Source organism: Aeromonas tecta (assembly GCF_000820185.1).
GTDB classification, from domain to species: domain Bacteria; phylum Pseudomonadota; class Gammaproteobacteria; order Enterobacterales; family Aeromonadaceae; genus Aeromonas; species Aeromonas tecta.
This window is the reverse complement of record NZ_CDCA01000011.1, coordinates 16,134-42,882: the sequence shown is the minus strand read 5'-3', so window position 1 is coordinate 42,882 and position 26,749 is coordinate 16,134. Positions and strand designations below refer to the sequence as shown.

21 protein-coding genes are annotated in these 26,749 nt (G+C 60.9%); 7 read left to right on the top strand and 14 right to left on the bottom strand.

From position 1 onward, the window contains the following. Window positions 1-69 precede the first annotated feature (69 nt). Window positions 70-444, bottom strand: coding sequence for a hypothetical protein (locus tag BN1137_RS02930; RefSeq protein ID WP_050717174.1), 375 nt, complete (start codon window positions 442-444; stop codon window positions 70-72). A 470-nt stretch (window positions 445-914) separates the two neighbouring features. Between BN1137_RS02930 and BN1137_RS02925 the strand changes: the two genes are divergently transcribed. The 4 genes from BN1137_RS02925 (at window position 915) to BN1137_RS02910 (ending at window position 4,814) form a co-directional block, all read left to right on the top strand. Then, window positions 915-1,328, top strand: a complete 414-nt coding sequence (locus tag BN1137_RS02925; RefSeq protein WP_050717173.1) for a YeeE/YedE family protein — start codon at window positions 915-917, stop codon at window positions 1,326-1,328. A gap of 11 nt (window positions 1,329-1,339) precedes the next feature. Beyond that, the gene (locus BN1137_RS02920; RefSeq protein WP_050717172.1) at window positions 1,340-1,774 is read left to right on the top strand and encodes a YeeE/YedE family protein; all 435 of its coding nucleotides are present in this window, start codon (window positions 1,340-1,342) and stop codon (window positions 1,772-1,774) included. Window positions 1,775-1,867: 93 nt separating this feature from the next. Then, window positions 1,868-2,884, top strand: coding sequence for a lipoate--protein ligase (locus BN1137_RS02915; RefSeq protein WP_050717171.1), 1,017 nt, complete (start codon window positions 1,868-1,870; stop codon window positions 2,882-2,884). Window positions 2,885-3,119: 235 nt separating this feature from the next. Further along, window positions 3,120-4,814: a pyridoxal phosphate-dependent decarboxylase family protein gene (locus BN1137_RS02910; RefSeq protein WP_050717170.1), complete on the top strand. Its 1,695-nt coding sequence runs from the start codon at window positions 3,120-3,122 to the stop codon at window positions 4,812-4,814. A 214-nt stretch (window positions 4,815-5,028) separates the two neighbouring features. Here the strand turns inward: BN1137_RS02910 and BN1137_RS02905 are convergent, their stop codons facing one another. The 11 genes from BN1137_RS02905 to BN1137_RS02855 form a co-directional block, all read right to left on the bottom strand. Next, window positions 5,029-6,564 (bottom strand): glycosyl hydrolase family 18 protein, encoded by a 1,536-nt coding sequence (locus BN1137_RS02905; RefSeq protein ID WP_050717169.1) that lies wholly within the window; start codon window positions 6,562-6,564, stop codon window positions 5,029-5,031. Window positions 6,565-6,990: 426 nt separating this feature from the next. Then, entirely contained in the window at window positions 6,991-7,338 is a 348-nt protein-coding gene (locus BN1137_RS02900; protein ID WP_050717168.1) for a copper-binding protein, read from the bottom strand. A gap of 48 nt (window positions 7,339-7,386) precedes the next feature. Next, a complete protein-coding gene (locus tag BN1137_RS02895; protein WP_050717167.1) occupies window positions 7,387-10,506 on the bottom strand; it encodes an efflux RND transporter permease subunit in 3,120 nt (1,039 codons plus the stop codon). A 76-nt stretch (window positions 10,507-10,582) separates the two neighbouring features. After that, complete coding sequence (locus tag BN1137_RS02890) at window positions 10,583-12,094, bottom strand: efflux RND transporter periplasmic adaptor subunit (protein WP_050717166.1); 1,512 nt, start codon at window positions 12,092-12,094, stop codon at window positions 10,583-10,585. Between the two features lie 304 nt (window positions 12,095-12,398). Continuing rightward, window positions 12,399-12,869: a hypothetical protein gene (locus BN1137_RS02885; RefSeq protein ID WP_050717165.1), complete on the bottom strand. Its 471-nt coding sequence runs from the start codon at window positions 12,867-12,869 to the stop codon at window positions 12,399-12,401. Between the two features lie 216 nt (window positions 12,870-13,085). Continuing rightward, window positions 13,086-16,214 (bottom strand): efflux RND transporter permease subunit, encoded by a 3,129-nt coding sequence (locus tag BN1137_RS02880; protein ID WP_050717164.1) that lies wholly within the window; start codon window positions 16,212-16,214, stop codon window positions 13,086-13,088. A gap of 9 nt (window positions 16,215-16,223) precedes the next feature. Further along, window positions 16,224-17,423 carry an efflux RND transporter periplasmic adaptor subunit gene (locus BN1137_RS02875; RefSeq protein WP_050717163.1) on the bottom strand — a complete coding sequence of 400 codons (1,200 nt, stop codon included), beginning with the start codon at window positions 17,421-17,423 and terminating at the stop codon, window positions 16,224-16,226. A gap of 279 nt (window positions 17,424-17,702) precedes the next feature. Then, complete coding sequence (gene xthA, locus BN1137_RS02870) at window positions 17,703-18,509, bottom strand: exodeoxyribonuclease III (RefSeq protein ID WP_050717162.1); 807 nt, start codon at window positions 18,507-18,509, stop codon at window positions 17,703-17,705. A 139-nt stretch (window positions 18,510-18,648) separates the two neighbouring features. Continuing rightward, complete coding sequence (locus tag BN1137_RS02865; RefSeq protein ID WP_050717161.1) at window positions 18,649-19,611, bottom strand: ion channel; 963 nt, start codon at window positions 19,609-19,611, stop codon at window positions 18,649-18,651. Window positions 19,612-19,670: 59 nt separating this feature from the next. Continuing rightward, window positions 19,671-21,317, bottom strand: coding sequence for a tetratricopeptide repeat-containing response regulator (locus tag BN1137_RS02860; RefSeq protein WP_050717160.1), 1,647 nt, complete (start codon window positions 21,315-21,317; stop codon window positions 19,671-19,673). 170 nt (window positions 21,318-21,487) lie between these two features. Beyond that, window positions 21,488-22,534, bottom strand: a complete 1,047-nt coding sequence (locus BN1137_RS02855) for an FAD:protein FMN transferase (RefSeq protein WP_050717159.1) — start codon at window positions 22,532-22,534, stop codon at window positions 21,488-21,490. A 312-nt stretch (window positions 22,535-22,846) separates the two neighbouring features. On the opposite strand from BN1137_RS02855, the gene azu reads away from it, so the two are divergent. Further along, window positions 22,847-23,302: an azurin gene (gene azu, locus BN1137_RS02850; RefSeq protein WP_050717158.1), complete on the top strand. Its 456-nt coding sequence runs from the start codon at window positions 22,847-22,849 to the stop codon at window positions 23,300-23,302. Between the two features lie 113 nt (window positions 23,303-23,415). On the opposite strand, the gene BN1137_RS02845 is transcribed toward azu, so the two are convergent. Then, a complete protein-coding gene (locus BN1137_RS02845; protein WP_050717157.1) occupies window positions 23,416-23,973 on the bottom strand; it encodes a HutD family protein in 558 nt (185 codons plus the stop codon). 279 nt (window positions 23,974-24,252) lie between these two features. Here BN1137_RS02845 and BN1137_RS02840 point away from each other — a divergent pair, with 279 nt between their 5' ends. Beyond that, entirely contained in the window at window positions 24,253-25,221 is a 969-nt protein-coding gene (locus BN1137_RS02840; protein ID WP_050717156.1) for a nucleoside hydrolase, read from the top strand. A 100-nt stretch (window positions 25,222-25,321) separates the two neighbouring features. Next, complete coding sequence (locus tag BN1137_RS02835) at window positions 25,322-25,651, top strand: DUF3634 family protein (protein ID WP_050717155.1); 330 nt, start codon at window positions 25,322-25,324, stop codon at window positions 25,649-25,651. A gap of 166 nt (window positions 25,652-25,817) precedes the next feature. Here BN1137_RS02835 and BN1137_RS02830 read toward each other — a convergent pair whose 3' ends face one another. Then, complete coding sequence (locus BN1137_RS02830) at window positions 25,818-26,729, bottom strand: LysR family transcriptional regulator (protein ID WP_050717154.1); 912 nt, start codon at window positions 26,727-26,729, stop codon at window positions 25,818-25,820. Window positions 26,730-26,749: the final 20 nt, after the last annotated feature.

Sequence of the window (26,749 nt, the reverse complement as noted above, 5' to 3'; positions counted from 1 at the left end):
GCTCCCACTGAGCGGCGAACAAGTGTAAGGGACAGAGTGAGCGGGGCCAACCTCGTTGGCTCCGCCGACTTAATCGAGCACTGACTGCTCATCGCGTCGCGGCCGCAGCTCCCAACGCACGGGGTGGTCTGCGCCGACCTGATGCACGAACTGCACCAGATAGCGACGCTGGGGCGGGGTGCAGAGCAGGTTGAGCACCAGCTCCCGCCCCCCGTGCCGGCCTGGCCTTATGGACTGGCGCGGGCTGAGCCCGGCCGGTTGCAGGGTATGAGCCACCATGCCCAGTACCTGCTCCATGTCGGCGCGATCCAGACAACGGATCTGCAGGCGATAGTGGTGACGCTGGGCTCTGCCCCGCAACCAGCGTGGCAACACGCCACGGCCAAACCAGCTCCGCAGAGGGTGGGCATGTGTCGATACAGACAAAGTTGAAACAAAGCGCATAGCAGCCTCCTTGTGGGAAGCAGAAACTATGCAGGCAAGATGTCCGCCGTTATTGAGCGGCGTCACCTGACGTCAAGTGTAAAAAGAGAGAAGAGGGGAGTGGATTTCCGCTTCTCGCAGGTTTGCGAGAGTGCGGCAGAGGAAGACCTGCGGCTATCTCGCGACCTGAGTGCCGACGCGCTGGGTCGGCCTGCAACTGTCACTTGATGAATTGCCCACTGATGGTCTCCGCTGTTGATTAACGGCCAAATGGTACCCATCCCCGCCGCCAAGGTAAAGCCTTCTCCTCTGTTCGTAACATCCGGATACAAGTTCGTTGGCAAGGCCCGCCGCGGCAGATCGCCTCATCATCTGAGCCTTCCGATTGTGGTGAATATCATAAATTAGGGATTGCTAATGTTTAGTGGGATCGTAGAATGAACGAACATAAGAAGTTGCTAATGTAAGGTCCCATCCCGTGAGGAATCGCTATGTTTGAAAGCCAATGGCTGTTTGCCCTGGGGGGCGGCATGCTGGTCGGGCTCTCTGCCCTGCTGCTGATGCTGTTCAACGGCCGGGTCGCCGGGATCAGCGGCATCTTGGGCGGTGCCCTGCAACACAAAGATGCCTGGCGCTGGCTGTTCCTGCTGGGACTGGGGATGGGCAGTCTGCTGGCATTTAGTCTCGGTTGGGCAAGCCTGCCGATCCTGGCGGTGCTGCCCCCCTGGCCCTGGGTGATGGTGGCAGGGCTGCTGGTAGGGATAGGAACCCGTCTTGGCAACGGCTGCACCAGCGGCCACGGCATCTGCGGGGTGGGACGACTGTCGCGCCGCTCTCTGGTTGCCACCTGTACTTTTATGGCCACCGCGGTACTCACCGTGTTTGTCAGCCACCACCTGCTGTGAAGGGAGCCATCATGCAACTGCTTATCAGCCTGTTATCCGGCCTGCTGTTCGGGCTCGGTCTCGCTATCTCCGGTATGGTGGATCCCGCCAGGGTGCTGGGCTTTCTCGATGTGACGGGAGCCTGGGATCCCAGCCTCGCCTTCGTGATGGGAGGCGCACTGCTGGTGTTTATGCCGGGATATTTCTACCTAGTGCGGCCCCATCGCCAGAGCCTGTTAGGGGAACCTTATCCGCCAGCCCAGTCCCAGCGATTAGATAGACGCTTGCTCGGCGGTGCCGCGCTGTTCGGCATCGGCTGGGGCATGGCCGGGATCTGCCCGGGCCCGGCCCTGAGCCTTGTCAGTGGCGGCCAGCCCCTGATCTGGCTGTTCGTGGCCGCCATGGTGGCCGGCGTCCTGCTGGTCGACAAGGCATGGCCCATATTGCGCCAAGGCGCCCAGCCTTGAGATAGGGTGAGTGAATCCTGTGTGGGGGCGAAAACCCATCCCGCGGCGGAAGATGGTAATATCGGAACCCCATTGCTTTGACAAGGCTTGCCCATGCCCTCCCTGCGCCTGCTTATCTCTGACTCTCACGATCCCCTGTTCAACCTGGCGGTGGAGGAGTGTATCTTCCGTCAGATGGACCCGCGCCAGCGGGTGCTGTTCCTGTGGCGCAACGCCAATACGGTGGTGATTGGCCGCGCCCAGAATCCCTGGAAGGAGTGCAACACCCGCCGCATGGAAGAGGATGGGGTGACTCTGGCTCGGCGCAGCAGCGGCGGTGGCGCCGTGTTCCACGATCTTGGCAACAGCTGCTTCACCTTCATGGCGGGCAAGCCGGGCTACGACAAGAGCCTCTCCACCGCCATCGTGCTGGACGCCCTGAAACGGCTCGGAGTGGAGGCCTTCGCTTCGGGGCGCAACGATCTGCTGGTGGCGACCCCGGACGGGGATCGCAAGGTGTCCGGCTCTGCCTACCGGGAGACCCTCGATCGCGGCTTTCATCACGGCACTCTATTGCTGGACGCCGATCTCAGCCGGCTCGCCAACTACCTCAATCCGGATCCCAAGAAGCTGGCGGCCAAGGGCATCACCTCGGTGCGCAGCCGGGTCGCCAACCTGAGTGAATTGCTGCCGGGGATCAGTCATGAGCAGGTGGTGCAGGCACTGAGCGAGGCCTTCTTCACCCACTATGGTGAGCGGGCCTTGCCAGAGCATATCTCCCCCGAACAGCTGCCAGACTTGCCCGGCTTTGCCGAGACCTTCGCCCGCCAGCGCAGTTGGGAATGGAACTTTGGCCATGCACCGGCCTTCGCCCATCAGCTGGACGAGCGCTTCGGCTGGGGTGGGGTGGAGCTGCACTTCGATGTGGAGAAAGGGATTATCGGCCGGGTGCAGATCTTCAGCGACAGCCTGGAGCCGGCGCCGCTGGATGTCCTGGCCGAGCGGCTTTCGGGGATAGTTTACCGACCCGAGGCGGTAGGAGCTCTGTTCGTAGAACTCAAGCACGACTTCCCGACTCAGGCGGCCGAGCTGGCTGAACTCGAGAACTGGCTGGTAGCGGCGCTGCGCTAGGAGCTGTGCTCGGTATTGTGCTAGATCCGCTGGGTTACCCGCTCCTGCGCTGCATAACGGCGGATGGGAGCGGGATCACGAAACGGGAGCGGGCCAGAACGGCGACCTTCCGGTCAGCCCTTACCCCGTCTGGATCATGATAAAAAGTAGGGCAGGCCATTAGTTATTGTCGCTGTTTCAAATGCGACCTGAGGGGTATAACCGGGGCACCTCTGCAGTACTAAATGGTATAAAAATGAGTGACCTGGTTTATCTGAAAGATGACGGCGTCAACGCCGTCTCCCCCGAATTCTCCGCCCGCTTCGCCACCGTCAAGGCCCATTACTTCTCCCGCAATCCCGAGCTCTGGCCTGTGTTTCGTGATCCCGGCTTCGCCACCCTCAACGAGTTTCGTGCCCGCGGGCTGGCGCCGGATGCGCGCCTCAATGCCTGGCCGGATGGCCGTGCCCGCCTCGCGGATCTCTGCGAAACCATGCCGGTGCCACAGGCTATGCGCACGCCAGGCGAGCCCATGACGGAGCTGCTGTTTGCCGGCGCCCTCTCCAAAGACTGGGAGAACCCCTCCAGCGTCGAGAATGTCATCACCATGTCGGCGGATCCCGCCATCTACGGCGCCCAGATGGGCATCCTCGCGAACCCCAACCTGGTCTACTCCGAGTACGCCGGGGTGGCCGAGGAGCTCGAGAAGAAGGTGGTGCGCCAGATAGCCCTGCTGGCGGGCTATGATCCCCATCGCGCCACCGGCATCTTCACCCAGGGGGGGACCTTTTGTAACCTCTACGGCTATCTGCTCGGCATTCGCAAGAGCCTGCCGGAGGCCAAGCACAAGGGGCTCGGTCACTATCAGGATTACCGCATCATCAACTCCCAGGGCGGCCACTACTCCAACATCACCAACCTCTCCCTGCTCGGGGTGGATATCGAGAACAAGACCATTCGTATCCAGGTCGGTGAGAACAACGACATCGATCTGGTGGATCTCGAACGCACCTTGACCGCCTGTTTTGCCCTCAAACACGTGGTCCCCACCATCATGCTCACCATGGGCACCACCGACACCTTCGGGGTGGATCAGGTCAAACCCGTGGTGGAACTGCGAGATCGTCTGTGCGAGCGCTTCGAGGTGGCGGTCAAGCCCCATATCCACGTGGATGCCGCCATCGGTTGGTCGATGATCTTCTTCCTGGATTACGACTTTGCCGCCAACCCCCTCGCCATCAACGCCGCCACCCTGGCGGGGATTGAGCGCAACGTGGCACGCTTCGCCGAGTTGAAATACGCCGACTCCTTCACCGTCGACTTCCAGAAGTGGGGCTATGTGCCCTACACCTCCAGCCTGGTGATGATAAAAGAGCAGGATGACCTCAAGGCGATGGAGAACGATCCGGAAAACTTCTCCTACTTCGAGCGGGACATCCAGGGCCAGACCCATCTGCAGTCCACCATCGAGTGTTCCCGTGGGGCGAGCGGCCTGTTCGGCGCCTATGCGGCCCTCAACTACATGGGGGTGGAGGGTTATCGCACCGTGCTGGCCCACTGTCTGCAGAACGCGAACTACTTCCGCTTCCGCCTGAGCCAGCTTGGCAACGTCAAACTGGTGGCTCAGGAGAACCAGGGGCCGAGCGTGGGCTTCAAGATCTACAACCCTGAGTGGGTGAGCGATCCGGAAGCCGAGTTCGCCTTCGAGCTGGCCCGCAGCGCCGATCCCGCCTACAAGGCACGGCTGCAACGCAATACCGATTATCACCGCGACCTGTTCAAGCATCGTGGCAAGGTGGGGCTCTTCACCAACTGGGTGGAGGCGGTAGCGCATTCGGAATACGACGAGCGCGGCAAGTACTCCTACATCGCCGGCGAGAAGGCGGTCTTTATGAATCCGGTCTGCGGCCGCGAGCAGATAGATGCCTTTATCGAGCATATTCGCGGCTGATGGCGAAGCGCTCATCCGGCATAATAGATTTGGGCAGGCTAGACCTGCCCATTTTTATTGCGCCATTATTTCATTTTCCTGCTTGGGGAAATCGGATCAGGGATTGTCATCAATAAACCGGCAATCATATGGGCGAGCGTGAATCTATGACGGCAGCATGCCGGCGCAAGGCGTACCGGCATGTTTCGTTTATTCTATATCGACTGTCTCCGTATCAGGGATTGGGTACCGTGCTGGCACAGTCATATTGCTCGCCCTTTAATCCCATGAAGTCACAGGTGACGGTCAATACGTCATTGGGGCGAGCCCAGTCAGGGTCCCAACTGCCCATGGGTTCATCATGACGCTTGTCTTTATAGAGATCCCACATGATCATGCCGGAGGGGGAATATTTGGCAGTGCGGCTTGCGATATCATTGAGCAGCTCTTTGCTCAGCACTAAATTGCCGGTGGCCGGTCTGCCCACTTCAAAGCCGACTGTAATAGGTGGGGCAATCAACAACTTCTGTGGTTGAATTGATGCGGTTGCATAACTGGGGGATCCTTTTATCAGTGCATGTCCTGGGCGCAGGGTATCGCCAGATTTCAACCAGCTGAAGAAGGAACCGTAATAATAATCAACCTGCCCCGCCAGATCGCAGGGAATATTGGTATCCCCGCCACAATCCGTTTCGCTCAAGTCATAGGACATGATGCCTATGCTGCTGAGCCGGTCGATCTTATCCGGATATTGCAGGGCGGTGTTGTAGATGAGGCCATACAGGTTGCCGCCCCACCAAGCACCGCCATAGGTGTGGCTGGTGTGGGCATTGCTGCCCCAGTTGGCCGACATATTGGGGAGCCCGCCGGTTGCCGGCGCCGCCGTACTCAGTGCCAGCTCAGGGTTGATGGCATTGATGGCGCTGTAGAGAGAGCCCAGTATGGCCGCAAACTTGTCGACCGTGTCCGGCATGATCCTGGGGTAGGCCAGTTGATCGGAATCTATCTGCATGTCGTTGTTATAGATAAGCGGTCCCTTGCCCTGGCTCATCAGCTCGGCGGTGTCGAGGTACTCCGGATTGCTGGCAGGTGTCTGCACCGAATCCGGCGTCAGGCGCCAGCTGTAGGCGTTGAGGTCCGCGTGCCAGAACTCTTCGTAGTCCAGATCGATACCCGCCACGCCGAGATCGCTGGCCAGCTGCACCACGTTTCGATAGGCCTGATCCGCGGCCTGGCCGGAGATCGGATTGTCGAAGCGATTGCTGGGGCCCGGATTGGGGAAGGAGTCATATTTCTCCCCGGCTGGGCCACAGGCATTCACCTTGCCCGCGGTGACATCGTAGTATTCCGGGATGCAGCTGAAGTTCCAGCCCCCGACGGCGATATAAGTCTCCACCCCGTGCAGCTTGAAGGTGTTGATGATCTCCTTGAGCTGGGAAAAATCGGCGGTGGATTTATTATCTTTCGATTTTTTATTGACGGTGGCAGTGTCACAGACATAACCGAATAATCCGGTACAGGCCAGATCATTTTGCGTGTAATTGACCAAGCTGGGCTGAACGAACGACAGCACCAGTTTATTGAAATTGCTCTTCTGACTGGCGACCTGCTGACTCATGGCCTCCAGATTATTCAATGAGGCGTAATAGGCAGGGATGCCGGTAGGCACATCGGGCCCACTCAAATAATAAGCGGCGATCTCCGGGGGCTGCGCCATCGCGCTAGTGGTGGCCAGCGCCGCAATAGCACCGAACAGTATAGGCTTTTTCATATAATATCCTTATCTATCTCTACAAGAGCGCAGTAGAGCCGAAAGCAATATCCTTGCTCTCATACAGGGTTATATTTAATGAGGGGTCGAACGTTTGATGTAATTGGTTTTGTTAATCTCCTGTTACGAATAGGAGCCTCGATAGTAAGGGGAGATGGTCATTTTTTGCTGAATATAAACTGAATGGCTGACAAGCTTTTTATTAACTTTGTTGTCAGTGTTATGTCGGAGTTTTAAATGCAGGAGAGGGGATGCAGATTGATATCTAATCTGTCTATCAGTGTCGTATTCGAATAATAATTCGGATGTTTGGCCATATATCGGCAGCGTGGTGTCAAGCATGCCGGGGAGGCATCAGGAATAAAGAAAGGGATATGAAAGGTGGCACCAGCACAGCTCTCATATCCCATTTTTACCTCGGTCGGTTTACTGCCTCTGCAGCTTGGTTACCGTCAGCTTGCCGGCCGGGTTCTCGGCGTGGAAGTTGACCGCATCCCCGACTTTGAATCCTTCCAGCAGGGCCGGATCTGCCACCCGGAAGGTCATGGTCATGGGAGGCATCTTGAGATTGCTGATGGCCTCGTGCTTGATCCCGACCTTGCCATTGGCGACGTCGATGCGGCTGATGACCCCCTTGGTCATGGTCGTGTCGCCCATCTCCATCCCTTCCATCTGGGACATATCGTGCCCCTCGTGGCTCATGGTCATCTCGGCTTGGGCTTGAATAGAGGCGAGGCCGAGCAGCAGGGTCAGGGTCAATGTTTTGATGTGCATGATGTTTTCCTTAAAAGTCGTTGATTCTGTATTGGTTGTGAATTCGGATCAGTCGGCCTGCTCGGACGCCAGGTTGCGTTTGCGCCACAGATAGAAGGCCGCGGGCAGCACCAGCAGGGTCAACACCAGCGCCGTCACCATACCGCCTATCATGGGGGCGGCGATGCGCTGCATCACCTCGGAGCCGGTGCCGTGGCTCCACATGATGGGCAAGAGGCCGGCGATGATGGTCACCACCGTCATCATCTTGGGGCGCAGGCGCAGGGCCGCGCCCTGAATGACGGCGTCGTGCAGGCCTTGCAGGGTGGGCTTGCCGCGGGCGACCAGATCGTCCCAGGCGTGGTTGAGGTAGACCAGCATCAGGACGCCGGTCTCCACCGCCACTCCGGCCAGGGCGATAAAGCCCACACCGACCGCCACCGAGAGGTTGAAGTCCAGCAGCCAGACGGTCCAGATCCCCCCGACTACTGCCAGCGGCAGGGTGGTGAGGATAAGCAGCACCTCCTGGAAACGGCGAAACGCCAGATAGAGCAGCAGTACTATGATGGCGAACGTCAGCGGCACCACATAGGCGAGGCGCGCCTTGGCCCGCTCCATGTATTCGTACTGCCCGGACCAGCTGAGGGCGTAGCCCGCCGGCAACACCAGTTGCTTGTCCACCTCGGCCCTGGCCTCGGCCACGAAGGAGCCGATGTCCCTATCCCGGATATCCACGTAGACCCAGCCGTTGAGGCGGGCGTTTTCGCTACGCAGCATGGGGGCCTCGTCGCTGATATAGACTCGGGCCACGTCCGCCAGGGCGATGCGCTCTCCTTTGGGGGTCACCAGCGGCAAGAGCTCCAGGCTGGCTACCGAATCGCGGTAGCTCTGGGGGTAGCGCAGGTTGATAGGATAGCGTTCGCGCCCCTCTATGGTCTGGCCCACGTCCATGCCGCCCACTGCGGTGGCGAGCACCGCCTGCACCTCGGCGATGTTGAGGCCATAGCGCGCTGCTTTGAGCCTGTCGATATCTACCTTGACGTAGCGACCACCGGCCACCCGCTCGGCGTAGACGGACGATGCCCCCTGCACCTTGCCGACGATCTGCTCCAGCTGTTGGCCGAGGCCCTGAATGACCTTGAGATCCGGCCCCGCTATCTTGATGCCAACCGGAGTCTTGATACCGGTGGCCAGCATGTCGATGCGGGTCTTGATGGGAGGCACCCAGGCGTTGGTGAGGCCGGGGAAGCGGATGAGGGAGTCGAGCTCCTCTTTGAGTTTTTCCGGGGTCATGCCGGGGCGCCACTGATCGCGGGGTTTGAGCTGGATGCTGGTCTCCATCATCACCAGATCGGCGGGATCGGTGGCGGAGTCGGCGCGGCCCGCCTTGCCAAACACGTTCTGCACCTCGGGCACGGTGCGAATGAGCTTGTCGGTCTGTTGCAGGATCTCCCGCGCCTTGCCCACCGAGATGTTCGCCGCCGTGGTGGGCATGTACATGATGTCCCCCTCATCGAACGGCGGTATAAACTCGGAGCCGAGATAGTTGAGCGGCCAGAAGCCCACCACAGTCACCACCAGGGCGGCGGCGAGCGTGGTCTTGGGGCGCGCCAGCACGGTGTTGAGCAGGGGGATGTAAGCGTTACTTAAACCCCGGTTGAGGGGGTTGGCCTGCTCGGGCAAGACTCTGCCGCGGATAAAGTACCCCATCAATACTGGCACCAGGGTAATGGAGAGCCCGGCCGCCGCCGCCATGGCGTAGGTCTTGGTGTAGGCCAGCGGATGGAACATTCGTCCCTCCTGGGCCTCCAGCGCGAACACCGGCAGGAAGCTCATGGTGATGATGAGCAGGGAGAAGAAGATGGCGGGCCCCACCTCGATGCTCGCCTCGACGATGATCCGCCAACGATTCTTGTCGGTGAGCGCCTCCCGCTCCATGTGCTTATGCACGTTCTCTATCATCACGATGGCGCCATCCACCATGGCGCCGATTGCGATGGCGATACCGCCGAGGGACATGATGTTGGCGTTGATCCCCTGCAGATGCATGACGATGAAGGCGACCAGGATGGCGATGGGCAGGGAGATCACCACCACCAGGGATGAGCGCAAGTGGAACAGGAAGGCGAGGCAGACCAGCACCACCACGGCGAACTCCTCGATGAGCTTGCCGGAGAGGTTGTCGATGGCACGCTGGATGAGATCGGATCTGTCATACACAGTCACCACTTCCACCCCGTCCGGCAGGCTGCTCTTGAGCTCGGCGAGCCGAGCCTTGACCCCGTCTATGGTGTGCTGGGCATTCTCGCCGTAGCGCATGACGATGATGCCGCCCACCACTTCTCCCTCACCGTTGAGCTCGGCGAGGCCGCGTCGACTCTGTGGGCCGGTAACCACATCTGCTACGTCACCGAGCAGCAAGGGCGCGCCCCGCACATTGGTGCCAAGGGGTATCTGTTTCAGATCCTCGACACTCTTCAGATAGCCATTCGAGCGCACCATATATTCTGCTTCCGCCATCTCGATGACGGAGGCGCCTGTCTCCTGGTTGCCCATCTCGATGGCGGTCTGGATCAGCGAAAGGGGGATGCCGTAGGCGCGCAGCTTGTCCGGATCGACCCGCACCTGGTACTGGCGCACCATGCCGCCGACGGTGGCGACCTCGGAGACGCCATTTACCGTTTGCAGCTCGTATTTCAAAAACCAGTTCTGCAGGGAGGTGAGTTCGCTGAGATCGTGCTTGCCTGTTTTGTCCACCAGGGCGTACTGATAGACCCAGCCCACCCCGGTGGCATCCGGGCCGAGCTGGGGGCGGGCGGAGGCGGGCAGGCTAGGTGCCACCTGGCTCAGGTACTCCAGCACCCGAGCCCGAGCCCAGTAGAGATCCGTGCTGTCGTCAAACAGCACGTAGACGAAGGAGTCGCCGAAGAAGGAGTAGCCGCGCACCGTGGTAGCCCCCGGCACCGCCAGTATGGCGGTGGTGAGCGGGTAGGTGACCTGATCCTCCACCACCTGGGGCGCCTGGCCTGGGTAGGAAGTCTTGATGATCACCTGCACGTCGGAGAGATCCGGCAAGGCATCCACCGGGGTCTGCTTGACCGACCAGAGCCCCCAGGCGGTCAACATCAGGGTGAGCAGCAGCACCAGGAAGCGGTTGCCGACGGACCAGCGAATGATGGAAGGGATCATGGCTTGGCACCTCTCGCTTGATAGGGCGCCAGCGGCAGAATGTGAGGGCCGACAAAGCAGCGAATGATAGCGGGGATCATGATTTATCCCCCATATCGTGCTGGCTGTGATCCATGCCTTTCATGTCCGGCATGTCGCTCATCTCAGCTTTGGCAGGGGCTGCGTCGCCATCCTCGACATGGATATTGACGATCCTGTACTCATCTCCTTCTTGCTCGACCTGCAGGTGCAGGGCCTGACCCTGCTTCAACTGCCCCATATCGACCCCGTCGGCGACGGTGAAGTCCATCTCCATGGCGGGCCACTGCCATTCCGGGATCGGCTGGTGACTGACGCTTAAAACTCGGCTTGCCATGTCCAGGGTCTGGATCTCCCCCTGAGTCCAGACCTGCTGGGGCCGCACCGCCGTCATGCGCTGGAAGTCCGAATCGATGGCCGATTCCGAGTCGAGCAAAAATTGCGCCGAGCTGACTATCTCATCACCGGGTTCGACCCCGCTCTGGATGGCGACCTTGTCACCGAACTGGGGGCCGAGCGTCACCGCCACCGACTTGAAGCCGCCATCCCCCAGCGCCAGCACCAGTCGGTCCTGGCTGCCGGTGCGGATCACCGCTTCACTCGGCACCAGGGTCTGCGGCGCGCCGCTGCCGCTGCGAATGCTCACCTTGGCGAACATGTTGGGTTTCAAGAACTCGTTCGGGTTATTGAAACGCAGCCGTACCTTGAGGGTGCGGGTCACCGCGTCCAGGGTGGGGTAGAGGTAATCCACCCGGCCCTGCCACTGGCGGCCGGGGGCGTAGTCCAGGGTCATGCTGACCGGATCCCCGACCTTGAGCTGGGCGGCCTGGCGCTCGAACACCTCGGCGCTCACCCACACCTGCTTGAGGGTGCTGATGTTGAACAGGGCGGCGGCGGGCTCTACATACTGGCCCTCGCGCACTTTCAGCTCAGACACATAGCCGCTGCTCGGGGCATAGATGCGGATGGTTTCGCTCACCTGACGGGTGCGCTTGAGGGCGGCAATCTGATCCGCCGGCACCTGCAGGGATTTCAGCTTGCCTTCGGCGGCGCGCAGCAGCAGTGGGTTGCTGGTATTGAGGGCCAGCAGGTATTCGTGCTGGGCATTGACCAGATCCGGTGCATAGAGCTCATAGATAAGGCTGCCCTTCGCCACTTTTTGCCCCTCGCTCTTGATGGCCAGGGTGCGGATCCAGCCCGCCATGCGGGCGTTGATGGCCTCCAGCCGATCCTCGTCATAGCCCACGTAACCCACAGTCTCGATCTGCTGGTGGACGGGCAGTCGCTCTACTTTGGCGAGCCGCACCCCCAGGTTCTGCTGGATCTGGGGGCTGATGGTGACGGTACCCGGCGATCCCCCCTGTTTCTCCTCAAAGACGGGGATAAAGTCCATCCCCATGTTGTCCTTGGCGGGGCCGTCACGCCGATCGCGCGGATCCATGGGGTTGACCCAATAGAGGGGCTGTTTCTCGGCGCTGGCACCCTCGCCGGGCAGGTGTCTGGCAGCGAGATAACCGCCGCCGGCCCCGAGGGCAAGCAGCAGGGTAGACAGGATCAGGGTCTTGTTCATAACAGGCCTCCGGCGCGAGTCTGCAGGCAGACAGTGCGGGAGGAGGGGGCGCTTGGGTGCGCAAACATCTTGGCTGATGACATGGTACATCTTCTCTTGTGTCAGGCCGCCGGGCTGCTGCAAGTGGCGAACGGGCAAGCCGTCGGTGCGATAGGTGCGGGCTTTAGGCGCCGACATCACACAGAACAGGCTTGGCCACTAGCAGAAGTAGGCGATAAACGTGGCTGTAGCAACATAATCGTCTGCTGCAAGTCGTTTATGGCAATGGAAAAACCATCGCACTGGCTAGCGGGAGAAGATGTTTCTAATGGCGCAGCACAGAGAGCATCAGATGCCGTCTGGGCCAGGAGGGGGGATGGGCGCCGCGCAGGCGCAGCAAGGGGTCACGCAGCCACTGATCCAGTGACGCATCGAGGGCGCCAAGGCGTGGCATGATCAGCAAGGGGAGGGCAAACAGGGTGAGCAGCGCCGCCAGCAAGGGCATACCAGCCCCTCCGGGGGAGGTGAGGCCGCCGTGCATCTGGCAGTCACCCTGACTCATGCTGGCACCGGTTTGTCCGCTGCCGGCATCGTGGCAGGGGAGCCCCTGCATGACTGCGGGGGCATCGGCCATGTCGGCCATGTCGGCCATGGCCAGCATTTGGGTCGCTTGGGGCGCGGCATCCTCTGCCGCCGCCGAGCCATGCCAGCTGATGCACAGGGTCAGATTGCAGACGAGCACCAGCGCCAGCAACAGCCGGGCGATGAGCTCTGTGGGCAATCTCGATGACAACATGGGCGGCTTCCCTGTGACGGATGTGCCGAATGTAAACCTTACCTAAAGGAGAAGGTCAAGGTTTGGCACGAATAGACATACCTAATATGTGATGGCAGACAGGGACTTGGAGCGGTGACGCGGCGAGATTGTCACTGATGCCAGGCAGAAAACCCATGAAAAATCAGGCTAGCGGCCCCATAAGCAAGCCCCCGCATGGGCGGGGGCTTGTCAGTCTCAGTGTTTCTCTTCGTGGGCCTTGGCGGCCTTTTGCTCCGATCGCCGCATGATGAGGCGGAAGAACAGCGGGATGAAGAAGATGGCGATGAAGGTAGCCGCCAACATGCCGCCGATGACCGGCCAGCCGAGGGCGTGCCGACTGGCGGCGCCGGCACCGCTCGAGGTGACCAGCGGCACACAGCCGAGGATGAAGGCGAGCGAGGTCATGACGATGGGACGAAAACGCAGTCGCGCCGCCTCCAGCGCCGATTCCAGCAGGCTCATCCCTTCTTCGTGCTTCATCACCGCAAACTCGACGATGAGGATGGCGTTCTTCGCCGCAAGGCCGACCAGGGTCACCAGCCCTATCTGGAAGTAGACGTTGTTGGTGAGTCCCACCGCCCAGGTGGCGAACAGGGCGCCAAACAGGGCGAAGGGCACCGCCGTGATGACCGCGAAGGGCAGGGTCCAGCGTTCGTACTGGGCCGCCAGGATCAGGAACACCATGATGATGCCAAAGCCAAAGGCGGTGCCGGCACTGCCTGCCGCCTCTTTCTCCTGATAGGCAGAGCCCGTCCACTCTAGCTTGGCTTCGTTGCCGAGGGTCTCGTCAGCTACCTGCTCCAGCGCGGCGATGGCCTGACCCGAGCTGTAGCCCGGTGCCGGTTGCGCCATGATCTTGGCCGCCGGGAAGATGTTGAAGCGCTCGACCAGCTCGGGGCCGGTGGCATCGCGCACCGTCACCAGGCTGGTGAGGGGGATCATGTCGCCCTTGTCGGAGCGGACATAGACGTTGCGAATGTCACTCTTGTGGGCCCGGTAATCCGCCTCGGACTGCAACTGGACCCGGTAAGTACGACCGAACTGGTTGAAGTCGTTGACGTAGACCTGACCGAAGGTGGCCTGCATGGTGTCAAACACCGCGTTGATGGGCAGCCCCAGCGCCTTGGCTTTCTCCCGGTCCAGATCCAGGAACACCTGGGGCACGTTGGCCCGGTAGGTGGTGGTGACACTGGCAAGTTCTGGCCGCTGTTTGGCCGCTTCCAGCAGGCGATCCACCTCGACGGCGAAGGCCTTGGTATCACCCGATCCCCTATCTTGCAGATAGCCTTCCAGTCCGCCGGTGGTGGACATGCCCTGGATGGGGGGCGGGTTGAAGGAGGCGACCACGCCATCGGACTGTCCCATGACGCTGAGCCCTTGCAGGGTCTTGGCCAGGGAGAAGGAGTCCTGCCCCTCGCCCTGCCGCTCGCCCCAGTCCTTGAGGGTGATGAAACTCAGGCCCCGGTTGCTGATGATGGCGCTCGACAGTATGTCAAAGCCCGAGAAGGTGACCACGTCCTGCACGTTGGGGTTGGCCATGGCTATCTTGTCAAACTGATCCGCGACGGTTTGGGTACGGGTGAGGGCGGCGGCGTCCGGCAACATGACCGAGGAGATGAGATACCCCTGATCCTCGTCGGGCACCAGGGCGCCGGGCACCTTCATCAAGAGCACATAGACCCCGGCCAGGATGAACAGGATGATGGTAAAGGCGACGCCGACCCGGCGGTTGAGGAAGGCGACCCCGCGCACATAGCGGGAGGTCAGCTTGTCAAACTGGGCGTTGAACCAGACGAAGAAGCGCGCCGGTTTATGGTGTCCCTCCTTGAGCAGGATGGCGCACAGGGCGGGGGAGAGGGTCAGCGCCACCAGCCCCGAGATGGTCACGGAGACGGCGATGGTGATGGCGAACTGCTTGTACATCACCCCGGTCATGCCGCCCATGAAGGCGACCGGCAGGAACACGGCGCACAGCACCAGCACGATGGCGACCACGGGGCCGGACACCTCCTGCATGGCGAGGATGGCGGCCTCTTTCGGGGAGCACTTCTTCTCCTGCATGATCCGCTCGACGTTTTCCAACACCACTATGGCGTCATCCACCACGATGCCGATGGCGAGCACCATGCCGAACAGGGTCAGCAGATTGATGGAGAAACCCAGCACCAACATGCCGGCGAAGGTCCCGATCAGCGATACCGGCACCGCGATACAGGGGATCAGGGTGGCGCGCAGGTTCTGCAGGAACAGATAGACCACGCAGAACACCAGGATGATCGCCTCGATCAGGGTGTGTACCACCTCCTCGATGGAGATCTTCACGAACTCGGTGGTGTCGTAGGGGATCCGGTACTCCATTCCCTGGGGGAAGCGCGTCTTGAGGGCGGTCATGGTGCTGTTGATCTGATCCGACACCGCGACCGCATTGGCACCGGGTTGCAGGTAGATGGCGATACCGATGGCCTGCTTGCCGTTGGCCTTGGCGGTCACGTCATAGTCCTTGCCCCCGAGCTCGACCCTGGCGACATCTTTGACCCGGATCTTGGATCCGTCCGGCATGGAGCGAATGATGATGTTCTGGAACTCGCTCACCGCCTCGAGACGCCCCTTGGTCTGCACCGTGTAGGTGAAATCGATGGGGGCAGAGGTGGGTTGGGCCCCTATCTTGCCGGCCGCGAACTGGGTGTTCTGCTCACGAATGGCATTCACCACATCGCTGGTGGTCAGGCTGAGCTGGGCCAGCCGGTCCGGCCGCAGCCAGATGCGCATGGCGTAGTCGGTGCCGCCAAACAGGGTGGTATCACCGACCCCGGGGATACGCTTGAGCTCATCGATGATGTTGAGCAGGGCGTAGTTGGAGAGATAGGTGGTATCAAAGGCCCCCTCTGGCGACTCCAGGGTGATCACCTGCAGGATGGAGGTGGATTTCTTGCGTACCGTCACCCCCTGCTGCTTCACGTCGTCGGGCAGCTGGGCCATGGCGGCCGAGACCCGGTTGTTGACGTTGATGGTGGCCTGATCCGGATCCGTACCGATGCTGAAGTAGACGTTCAGGTTCATCTGGCCGTTGGAAGCGGATCCGGACTGCATGTAGATCATGTCCTCGACGCCGTTGATCTGCTGCTCGATGGGGGCGGCGACCGTCTGGGAGATGACCTCGGGAGTGGCGCCCGAGTAGTAGGCCGTGACCTGCACCACGGGCGGGGTTATCTGCGGATACTGCTCGATGGAGAGGGAGCGCATCGCGGCCAACCCAGCCAGTACTATGATGATCGAGATCACGCTGGCAAAGATGGGGCGTTCGATGAAGAACTTGGAAAACATACGAACTCCTTATTTGCCGGCGCTGTGATCGATGACCTTGGCGGTGATGGCTTGCATCTGCTCGGCGGAGACAGGCTTGACCAGGGCGCCGGGACGGGCCTTCATCAGCCCCTCGACCACGTATTTTTCCCCCGCCTTGAGGCCGCTGGTGACCAGCACCTTGTCCTCGATGCCCTGTTCCAGTTTGACCACCCGGGGCTCGACCTTGTTGTCGCTATTGACCACCATCACCATGCGATCGGCTTGGGATTGCACTATGGCGCGGGACGGCACCAGGATGGCGTTCTTGCGCACCCCCAGTTCGATGGTCATGCGCACGAACTGGCCGGGCAACAGGGCTCCCTGCTTGTTATCGAAGATGGCGCGGGCGCGTATGGTGCCGGTCTGTGGGTCGACCCTGTTGTCGGAGAAGTTGAGATGACCCGGCTGGGGATAGACGGAGCCGTCGGTCAAGCGGATATGGGTGCGCCAGTTGGCATCGGTGTTGGCTTTGACCTGGCCACTCTTGATGTAGTTGTCGAAGATGAGCCGATCCTGCTCCGAATAAGAGAAGTTCACATAGAGGGGATCGAACTGGGTGATGGTGGTCAGCAGGCCATTGTCACCGCTGGTGGAGATGAGGCTGCCCTCGGACTGGGAGCTCTTGCTCGCCATGCCATCGATGGGGGCCGTGACCTGGGTGTAGCCGAGGTTGAGCGCGGCCTCTTTCACCTGGGCCTGGGCCGCCTGCAGGGAGGCCACGGCCGCCTCATAGTTGGCGATGGTGTCGTCGTAGTCCTTGCGGCTCACCACCTGGCGTTTATAGAGGGGGATGATCCGCTCCCTGTCGGCGCGGGCCTTGTTGAGACGGGCTTGCTCCTGGGCCAGGCTGCCCTGAGACTGCTCCAGTGCGGCCTGATAGGGGGCAGGATCGATCAGGAACAGCTCCTGATTGGCCTTGACCGGTTGCCCTTCCACATAGGTGCGTTTGAGCAGTATGCCCCCCACCCGGGAGCGCACCTCTATCTCGCGAAAGCCGGCGGTTTCACCGACCACTTCGGTGGTGAAGGGCACATCGGCCGGGACCACCTCGGCGACCACCACGGGTACCTGGGGCATCGCCTGGGCATTGCCATCCTTGCTATCACCACAGCCAACCAGCCCGCTGGCCAGTGCCAGGGCCATGCAACCACGTTTGAATGTCTCTTTCCTGATCCCTGGAACCTTCATCTTCACACTCCTGCCGGTGGGGCCACGCTGGCTGCGTGTCATTTTATTATCAACGAGCATTATTAACGACATGTTTGCACATTTAACGTTTTGCTATACAACGGTTTTTTAATAATAGAGTGACAAAATTGAACGGGAGCTTTCAGGGGCAGGGGGTTGTCCGCTCCGGCAGGAGGCGGCGCAAGCGGTCGCGACAATCTGTGACAGGGCTGGCGAAGGGATAAACAGGCAAGACGGGGAGGGGATAAGTGGGGGCCTGGCGCCCCCACTTAAGACATATCAGGCAAAGCAGGCCCAGATGGGGGCGTGATCGGACGGCTTCTCGATGCCGCGCAGCTCGTAGTCGATGCCGGTCTCGGTCACTTTGTCCTTGAGTGCATTGGACGCCATGATGAGATCGATGCGCAGGCCCCGGTTCTCGTCAAAGCCCTTGGTGCGGTAGTCAAACCAAGAGAAGCGCTCGCACTCGGTGGGGTTGGCGGCGCGGAAGGTGTCGGTCAGGCCGAAGCCTTTCAGGCGCTCCATCCACTCGCGCTCGATAGGCAGGAAGGAGCACTTGCCATCCCGCAGCCAGCGCTTGCGATTCGCCTCGCCGATGCCGATGTCGAGATCGGTGGGGGAGATGTTGACATCGCCGATCAGCACCAGCTGATCGTCCGGGGTGTGGTGGGTCTCCAGGTAGTGCTGCAGATCCTCATAGAACTTCTGCTTGGCCGGGAACTTGGTCTCGTGATCCTGACTCTCGCCCTGGGGGAAATAGCCGTTCATCACCTTGATGATGGAGCCGTCTTCACGCTTGAAGCTGGCCATGATCATCCGGCGCTGGGCATCCTCGGGATCGGTGGGGAAGCCTTTTTGCACCTCGAGTGGCGGCTGCTTGCTCATGATGGCCACCCCGTAATGACCCTTCTGACCATGGAACACCACGTGATAACCCATGGCTTCCACGTCGGCCACCGGGAAGGCGTCGTCGTGCACCTTGATCTCCTGCAGGCCGATCACGTCCGGCTGATGCTTGTCGATGATAGCTTGCAGCTGATGAAAACGGGCGCGCAGGCCATTGATATTGAAAGAGATGATCTTCATGTCTGAGATGCTCATGTCGTTTTTATTAGTCGCTATTGGACTAGGAATCCGCCGTGGATGCAAGTTCAGGGACCGAGCCGATGCGCGTTGCCCTGACCGGGTAAATCGGGTCGGGTCGCTGCGGCCCGACTTGACTCCCTCAGCGGGTCATTTTCTTGACAAACACCACCACGAACAGCGCCAGGGTGAAGCTGCCGGTGAAGGCCTCGAAGGCGGCGAAGAGCCGCGACAGGCCGATGGGGGTGAAGTCGCCATAACCTAGGGTGGTGAAGGTCACCACGCTGTAGTAGAGGCATTCAAGCAGGAAGAGGGCGTTCTGCTCCAGGCTCGCCTCGGGCCGGTAGATGAGGTGGTTGCCGTTGAAGCTCAGGCCAAAGAAGAAGTAGAAGACGCTGCAGATGAGGATCAGCAGCAGGGAGAAGAGTACCACCCGCATGGGGGCCTCTCCGTAGCCGCAGAAGAGATCCACTATCCAGGAAGCGAAACGCTGGTAGGAGAAAAAAGGCATCTGCAGCCGGCGCATGGTGAGCTCCTGCTGGATGTAGCGGCCGGACATGGTGAAGATGCCCTGCGCCTCCGAGGCTTTGCGCAGATCCCGGTAGGTCTCCTCGGCCTCCTTGAACCAGACGCTGGCCTGCCGGGGATCCCGTTCGCTGCGGCCCTTGCGCTCCTGCATCAAGTACTTGCCGGTATCCAGATTGTCGAGCCGGGTGTTTTGCCAGCGGATGCCGAGCAGGTTGACGTTGTGCAACTGGGCGCAGTGCAGGCTGGCCTCGCTGACATCGGCCTTCATCAGGCTGCCGCCGTGAAAACGGATGCCATAGAGGTGGGCGCCGCGCAGATTGGCGCGATAGAAGTTGCACTGCTCGAGCAAAAAGCCTTGCGGTGCTTGCTTGTTTACCAGATTGAGGCCGGTCAGCTCGGCGCGGGCCAGTTGCAGGCCGTGGCAGAGACCGCCTTGACGCACATAGTTTTCCAGCGCCTGGGCAGTGCCTGGGGACTGATGATCGGCCTGGGGATTGTGCCAGCGGCACAGCTCATGCTCCCCGGCCTCTTCGCTGCAGTGACGGCCATCCGCCACCAGATATCGGCACATCGCCATGCTGTTGCCCCTCCTTCGCTGGATTGGTATCAGCATAGGTGAGGCGCCGCGTCAGCTGGCTAGTTGAACTGGTTAAATTCCTGGCGCAGCTTGCGGAAACGATCCTGCTGGGCGGGATTCAAGGGGATGCCTTCCAGCACCTCCAGGGTCTCCTTGCACTCGGCGCCGAACTCCGGACTCTTGCGATTCTTCTGCATCAGTTGCAGCAGCACCTGGATCTTGTTGAGGGCGGCGCCGGTATTGGCCGGCGCCCGGCGCAGCGCCTCCCGGAAGTGGCCGAGTGCCTGCTCCAATTCCCCGCTCTGGTAGGACTTGATGCCCAGGTCGTTGAGCTGCTGATAACGCTGGCGGCGCTCCTGCACCGTCTTGTCATCCCGGGTCACCTGGATGCAGGTGGTGAGTAGCCGATCCTCATCTTCTGCCAGCAATGCCTGCAGACTTTCGGCATATTCGAATTCGCCGAGCTGATAGAGCGCCAGTATGGTCTCGCCGAGCAGGGCGGGTGGCATGGTATCGGGTTGATCCAGCCAGTTCTGGTTGGCGCGATAGAGCATCTTCTTGCCCTTGAGCAACTCGCCGAGGGCGATCTGGACCCGGGCCTGGCAGATCTGCTCGAACACCGGATAGTTGAACTCCGCCATCATCAGCGAATCGCGGATCCGTGACAGTGCCGAGTTCACCTGCTTTTGCAGATTGGCGATGTGGTAGCCGTCGTTGCTGTTGAGCGCATAGAGGGTGAGAGTCTGGATGTAGGCGCCGAGATAATGCGGGGTACGGTGGATGGAGTTGCGCGACAGGTCGATGAGGGACAGCAGCACATCCTTGGCCTGGCCGTAGTCGTGGCGCAGCAGGCAGACTTCTGCCAGGCGACGGGAGAGCTGCACCGACTGGGGCGAGATATCCACCGCCCGTCTGAGCTCCTGTTGGGCGAGTTCGCCCTTGCCGAGCGCCAGCTGGGATTCTGCCAGCCAGAGGTGCGCCTCCACCATCAGCGGGGCGTTCTTGAGAGTTGCCTGCAGGTGGCTCACCGCCTCTTCATACAGCGCCAGGGTGTGGCAGGCCTTGCCCAGGGTGAGCCGGGCCCAGCTGTTCTCCTGCCCGGCCAGCAGCTGACGCATCAGGCTGCGGGCCTCCTTGGCCTGACCGAGCTTGAGCTGGGTGTCGGCTTGCAGGCAGCGGCAGAAGTTGGCAAAGCGGGGCGCCGCATCGGCCTGAGTGGCGCAGGCCTCGATGAGGGACGGCAAGTCATTCTGGGTGAGGGCGATGAACACGCTCTCCAGCGCCTGGCGGCGGGCGAGGGCGCGTTTCAGGCGAAACGAGAACTGCTCCTGGGAGAAGGGTTTCATCAGGTATTCGTCGGGCTCGGCCTCGAGGGCGCTCAGCACCATGGCGCGCGAGCTGTCGCTGCTGACCATGATCACCACGCTCTGGGGGGGAATCAGCTTTTGATCCCGCAGGCTTTCGAGCAACTGGCGACCGTTCTCGCCGGCCCCCAGCTCGTAGTCGAGCAGGTAGATGTCGAAGGACTCTTTCTGGCAGCGACGGCGCGCCTCTTCGGCCGAATTGATGTAGGTGATGCGGTTGATGCCGATGTTGATCAGCATCGCCTTCATCATCATCTGGAAGGAGCGCTGCTCGTTGACCAGTAGAATACGTCTGGGCTTGGGCTGGGCTTTCTTCTCTGGCTCGGGATCCTGTGTCTGCATCTGTCTTGGGTCAGGGCGCTACGGGCGGGTAGAGGAAGTGTGCCACCAAAGTCCGCAAACAGGCAATCCGATGGCGCAATTGCCCCCTCTTTCCCTCGCAAATCGGCGCCAGCACCAGTTTTTCACGCCGCCCAGCCAAGGTGGCGAAGGCCCGGCCTCGCAATGGCGGTTCAGGGTGTCTTTTGCTGTAGATAGGGGGCGAATTGGGGAGTGAACCTGGCCTCAAAGCCTTGCGCCGTCTTGACGATGAGGTAGACCGCCAGCTGGTGTGTTTTGGCGAAGGCCAGCGCCTGCTCAGGCCCCATTACCATCAGCGCGGTATCGAGGGCGTCGGCCTCCAGCGCGGTTGGGGTGATCACGCTGGCGGAGACCAGCTTGTGGGTCACGGGGGCGCCGCTGGCGGGGTCGATGATGTGGGAGTAGCGCACGCCATCGAGCTCGTAATAGTTGCGATAGCTGCCGGCGGTACTGAGCGCCATGCCATTGGGGATCACCACATCTTCGATGGCTCCCGGGTTGTCAGAAGGTTCGACGATGGCCACTCGCCAGGGGTTGCCCTTGCTATTGTGGCCATGGCTGCGCACCGCCCCCGCCACTTCGATGAGGTAGTTGTTAACGCCCTTGCTCTCCAGCAAGGTGGCTATCTCATCAGATGCGGCCCCCTCGCCCAGGGTGGAGAGATCGAGGTAGAGATCCGGGATGGATTTGCCGAGCAGGAAGTTGTCCCCCTGTTTGGTCAGGCTCAGCTTGTCGATGCCAACCCGGGTGCGGGCCTTGGCAATCTGTTCGGCCGTTGGCCGCTTAAGCGGACGCTTGTCCGGCCCGAACCCCCACAGATTGACCAGCGGGCCCACGGTCACATCCAGCTTGCCGCCGGTGAGGTGTCCCGCCTCGATACCCTGTTGCACAATTTTGGCCATGCTGGTCGGTATGACCATGGGCTCGTTGGCGGGCCCTTGATTGAAGCGGGAGATGAGCGAACCCGGATCGTAGGTGGAGATCTCCTCGTTCATCCGTGCCAGCAGGGCATCCACCTCTTGCTGCAGCGCCGCTTCGCCCCCCGGGAAGGCATCGTTCACCGTCACCACGTAGAAGGTACCCATGGTCTTGCCCTGAATGCGGGTCTGGGTTGGTGGGCTGGGTTGGCAGGCGGTCAACAGCAGCATCAGGGTTAGCAGCAGGCCAGTTTGGCTTGGGACCGGGAAGGGAAGGCGCATCGTCAATTCTCGCGGGGATGGGTCGGCAGGGGGGCAAGCTTAGCCAAGGCGCCGCGACTTGACGAGTTCATTGCCCGCAGGGGGATCGGAAATAATTAAGCGGTTGCGGATGTAGAGCCGACAGATCTGTTCCAAAGTTGAATGGTCTTGCTGGCAAACAGGTGACTTGGTCCGCAGCTTTGAGCAAAAGCCATAGTCGATTGACAACAGTTGAGTACAATTAACATCGATTTTGACAGCATCTTTGCCCATCGCAGACGCGGATTTTCAGGCAAGCGTGTTGCCATCTATTGCCAATCAAAGGAGAAGATGATGAAAAAGGCGATTACCCTGCTGTTTCTGGGCTCTCTGACTGCATTGGGCATGTCAGCCCCGGCCCTGGCCGATGAGTGCGCATTGGTCATTGAAGGCAATGATGCCATGCAGTACAACCTCAAAGAGATGAGCGTGCCGGCCACCTGCAAAGAAGTGACTGTCACCATCAATCACACGGGCAAGATGCCGGTGACCGCCATGGGTCATAACTGGGTACTGGCAAACACCGCCGATTACCAGGCCGTGGCCACCGCCGGCATGAGCGCCGGTGCCGATCACGACTATCTGCCCAAGGAAGATGCCCGCATCCTGGCGCACACCAAGCTGGTGGGCGGCGGTGAGAGTGCCAGTGTCACCTTCAAGACCGACGGCCTTGCCGGTAAAGACCTCACCTTCTTCTGCTCCTTCCCCGGCCACTTCGCCATGATGAAGGGCAGCTTCAAGGTCGGCTAAATCGCTTGCCAGCATTGCCATGAAAAAAGCCGGGCTACCCGGCTTTTTTGTACCTGTTAACGACCAGACTGGGCCTTGAAGGCAATGGCCATCGTCTTTTCGGCCCGCTCCTGTTATCGGCTCTGCAGGGTAAAGAAGGCGATGGTCGTCTTCTTCTGGCACTCCAGCCGGATGCTCTCCTCGGCCGTGACCAGCAGCGTCTCGTTGACTGCGACACTTTGGCCTTGCACCTCCAGCTGCCCGCTCAGCAGGTGACAGAGGTAAGTCTTGTCAGCCTCCAGGGTAAGGGTCAGCGGAAAGGGGACATTCAGCACCCGCACGTTGGCGCTGATGCGTTCGGGATGGTAGATGAGCCCAAGATCCGTCACCTCTTTTTTCAGCAATTCGCAGTGGGTCTCCTCGTCGCCACCAAAATGGGCCGCCTCATGGGTGGCGTAAGGGTGGCCGTTGAGCACGAAGCCAGCGCCGCTGATGGGCAGCAGGATGCGTTGATAGCCGGGAAACTTGGAGAAGGGGCCGGCGGCCTTGATGGGGGCCGAGCTCAGACGGTAATCAAAATCGAGTTTGTCCAGCGTCGCCCCCTTGGGGGAGATGAGGATCTGGGCCGTGGTGCCCTGCTTGTTCTTCCAGAGCATCTTCAGCTGGTCAGACTCTTTAATCAGGGTGATCACTATGGTGCCTCGGCAGGTGGTTGAGATAAATGGGCAGGGGCCAGTGATACCATCCTCTGGAGTCGCCCACAAGGCATCGGCCGCTGGCACCCGTCCGGTTGCCCATAATCTCGACAGTCGGACCCTGTGAATGTTATGTCTCTCTTTTTATTCGCCGCGCTTGCTTAAAATGGCAGCAACCGGCAGGGGAGGCGCCAACGAAACCGCGAGGCTGTGATCCGGGCGCTGTTAAACGGGCGGGAGGCGGCTACACTGGCAGTTCTGTCGTATGGAGGCCCCATGACTCACAAGATCATTCTGGATACCGATCCCGGCATCGACGATGCCATGGCAATACTCTTTGCCGAGGCGCACCCCGCCATCGACCTGCTCGCCATCACTACTGTGTTTGGCAACGCCACCATCGAAAATGGCACCCACAACGCGCTCTGGCTCAAGCAAAAATATGGCATGAAGGCCGACGTGGCCCAGGGTGCCGCGGCGCCACTGCTGCGGGAACCTGTGGGACCGACCACAGTCGTACACGGCCCCACCGGCTTTGGGGATGTGACGGCCGGGGAGGTGAGCATCAGCGCGGATCCCCGCCCGGCCTGGCAATATATCGTCGAGGCGCTCAAAGCCGCCCCCGGTGAGATCACCCTGGTCACCATAGGGCCCCTCACCAACCTGGCGTTGGCGTTGCAGGCGGCGCCGGAGATCACCCAACTGGTAAAAGAGGTGGTGGTGATGGGAGGTGCCTTTGGCGTGAACGGTCATCGCGGCAACGTGACCCCCTATGCCGAGGCTAATATCCACGACGATCCCGAGGCGGCGGATGCGGTCTTCACCGCCGATTGGCCGGTGGTGATCATCGGGCTGGACGTGACCCAGCAAAGCTTCTTCAGCAGTCGCTATCTCGATGCGCTGCGTGATGAGGCGGGTGAGCCTGGCCGTTTCCTGTGGGAGGTGAGCCGCTTCTACCTGCGCTTCTATTCGGAGCGGATCGGCCTGGATGGCTGCCATGTGCACGATCCTTCTGCCATCGCCTACGTGATAGATCCGGGCCTGTTCACTCTGCGAGAAGGGCCGGTACGGGTCATCGATAGCGGCCCCGCCATCGGCCATACCCTGCAAAAATTCGATGGCAAGTCCCATCCCCATGACGAGTGGGCCGATCATCGTGCCCAGCGAGTCGGGGTGGCGGTGCGGGATCAGGCGCTGCTCGCGCTCTATCGCGAGACGCTGGTGGCCTGGGGCAAAGACTGCTGAGGAAGCGGCCTGGGGGATGAGCAAAGCGTGACTGGCGCCAAATAATCGACCGCCGGCGCGGCCTATACTGACGAAAATAGGGATCTGCAAGGAGGGAAGGATGGCTTGGTTGTCTTTGTTGGTAGCGATAGCCCTGATCTGGTGGTTGATGACGCTGGGGCGTGGCGCGCTGTTCGAGATCCGGCTTGCCCCTGGCAAGGTGCTGGTGAAGCGGGGCACAGTCCCTGCGCCCTTCCTGGCTCAGGCCAAGCAGATCCTGCATCAGGATCCGGTACGGGGCCGGATCCTGGGACAGCGCGATGGCGGCGGCGTCAGGCTGGTGTTTTCCCGCTCCATCCCTGAGCCGGTAGCCCAGCGGCTGCGCAACGTCTTTCCCTATGGCGACTATCGCAGCAGCTCAGCCGCGCCGGAGGGGCGAAAACCCCATTAAGCGGATTGAAATGATAACGAAGACCCCATTGGGGTGACAAGAAGCCGGGCTCGCTGCCCGGCTTCTTGTTATCAGGCGATCCCCTTTCTTGCCGCTCCCCTCGTCGGGCATTGCGCCCCATCATTGTGACTGCCGGTGAGGCGAGGCAATCCACCTCTCCCGTCCGTCAGCGAGGCTCCCCCTGCAAGGGGACGATCGCTTCTATCAGAAAGTCGATAAAGGCCCGGGTCTGGGGTTTCAAGAAGCGACCTCCGCGAAATACCGCATAGATCTCGTCGTGGCGATCCTCATAGGGGGAGGCCTGCCAGTCGGGCAACACCCGCTGCAGGCTGTCATTATCGAGCCCCTGCTGCACCATCCAGCTCGACAGCAACAGCAGGCCGCAACCCGCCTGGGCGGCGCACAGCAGCGGTGTGCCACCGATGGAGGCGAGATTGCCCTGCACCGCGACCCTTTGCCGCTCCGCCCCACGGCTGAAATACCAGTGCTGGCGCTGGCGACCCTGGCCACGGATCAGGCAATTGTGATTGGCCAGCTCATCGGGGTGGCTGGGCTTGCCGTGCTGCGCCAGATAGGCGGGGGAGGCGACCAGCAGGGTACGGTTGGCCAGCAGTCGACGGGCATGCAGGCTGCTGTCGGTCGGGCGCCCGATGCGAACGGCCACATCCACGTTATCGGCATCGAGATCCACCAGTCGATTGTCCAGTTCAATCTCCAGTCGCACCTCGGGGTAGCGGGCCAGAAACGCGGGCAGTTGCGGTGCCAGCCAGGCCGCGCCGAAGCTCTCGAACACCGAGACCCGCAATGGCCCTCGGGGCGTTACATGCAAGGGCTGGAGGGATTGTACCAGCTGATCGGCCTCCTCCAGCAGCCGCACCGAGCGGGCGAGAAAGTACTCACCCTGCTCGGTCAGCACCAACTGGCGGGTGCTGCGCTTGAACAGCGGCACCCCGAGCTGTTGTTCCAGTGTGTCTATGGTGCGCGTCACCGAGGAGGGGGCCAGATTGAGGGCGCGAGCGGCGCGGGAGAAGCTGCCGGACTCAACGACCTGGGCCAGGATACGAATGCGATCCAGCATGGGCACTCCTTTGCGGTAAA

What these genes read in the sequence shown, in the direction of transcription:
- BN1137_RS02930 (WP_050717174.1), bottom strand. Translation starts at nt 444, where the DNA reads ATGCGCTTTGTTTCAACTTTGTCTGTATCGACACATGCCCACCCTCTG.
- BN1137_RS02925 (WP_050717173.1), top strand. Translation starts at nt 915, where the DNA reads ATGTTTGAAAGCCAATGGCTGTTTGCCCTGGGGGGCGGCATGCTGGTC.
- BN1137_RS02920 (WP_050717172.1), top strand. Translation starts at nt 1,340, where the DNA reads ATGCAACTGCTTATCAGCCTGTTATCCGGCCTGCTGTTCGGGCTCGGT.
- BN1137_RS02915 (WP_050717171.1), top strand. Translation starts at nt 1,868, where the DNA reads ATGCCCTCCCTGCGCCTGCTTATCTCTGACTCTCACGATCCCCTGTTC.
- BN1137_RS02910 (WP_050717170.1), top strand. Translation starts at nt 3,120, where the DNA reads ATGAGTGACCTGGTTTATCTGAAAGATGACGGCGTCAACGCCGTCTCC.
- BN1137_RS02905 (WP_050717169.1), bottom strand. Translation starts at nt 6,564, where the DNA reads ATGAAAAAGCCTATACTGTTCGGTGCTATTGCGGCGCTGGCCACCACT.
- BN1137_RS02900 (WP_050717168.1), bottom strand. Translation starts at nt 7,338, where the DNA reads ATGCACATCAAAACATTGACCCTGACCCTGCTGCTCGGCCTCGCCTCT.
- BN1137_RS02895 (WP_050717167.1), bottom strand. Translation starts at nt 10,506, where the DNA reads ATGATCCCTTCCATCATTCGCTGGTCCGTCGGCAACCGCTTCCTGGTG.
- BN1137_RS02890 (WP_050717166.1), bottom strand. Translation starts at nt 12,094, where the DNA reads ATGAACAAGACCCTGATCCTGTCTACCCTGCTGCTTGCCCTCGGGGCC.
- BN1137_RS02885 (WP_050717165.1), bottom strand. Translation starts at nt 12,869, where the DNA reads ATGTTGTCATCGAGATTGCCCACAGAGCTCATCGCCCGGCTGTTGCTG.
- BN1137_RS02880 (WP_050717164.1), bottom strand. Translation starts at nt 16,214, where the DNA reads ATGTTTTCCAAGTTCTTCATCGAACGCCCCATCTTTGCCAGCGTGATC.
- BN1137_RS02875 (WP_050717163.1), bottom strand. Translation starts at nt 17,423, where the DNA reads ATGAAGGTTCCAGGGATCAGGAAAGAGACATTCAAACGTGGTTGCATG.
- xthA (WP_050717162.1), bottom strand. Translation starts at nt 18,509, where the DNA reads ATGAAGATCATCTCTTTCAATATCAATGGCCTGCGCGCCCGTTTTCAT.
- BN1137_RS02865 (WP_050717161.1), bottom strand. Translation starts at nt 19,611, where the DNA reads ATGGCGATGTGCCGATATCTGGTGGCGGATGGCCGTCACTGCAGCGAA.
- BN1137_RS02860 (WP_050717160.1), bottom strand. Translation starts at nt 21,317, where the DNA reads ATGCAGACACAGGATCCCGAGCCAGAGAAGAAAGCCCAGCCCAAGCCC.
- BN1137_RS02855 (WP_050717159.1), bottom strand. Translation starts at nt 22,534, where the DNA reads ATGCGCCTTCCCTTCCCGGTCCCAAGCCAAACTGGCCTGCTGCTAACC.
- azu (WP_050717158.1), top strand. Translation starts at nt 22,847, where the DNA reads ATGAAAAAGGCGATTACCCTGCTGTTTCTGGGCTCTCTGACTGCATTG.
- BN1137_RS02840 (WP_050717156.1), top strand. Translation starts at nt 24,253, where the DNA reads ATGACTCACAAGATCATTCTGGATACCGATCCCGGCATCGACGATGCC.
- BN1137_RS02835 (WP_050717155.1), top strand. Translation starts at nt 25,322, where the DNA reads ATGGCTTGGTTGTCTTTGTTGGTAGCGATAGCCCTGATCTGGTGGTTG.
- BN1137_RS02830 (WP_050717154.1), bottom strand. Translation starts at nt 26,729, where the DNA reads ATGCTGGATCGCATTCGTATCCTGGCCCAGGTCGTTGAGTCCGGCAGC.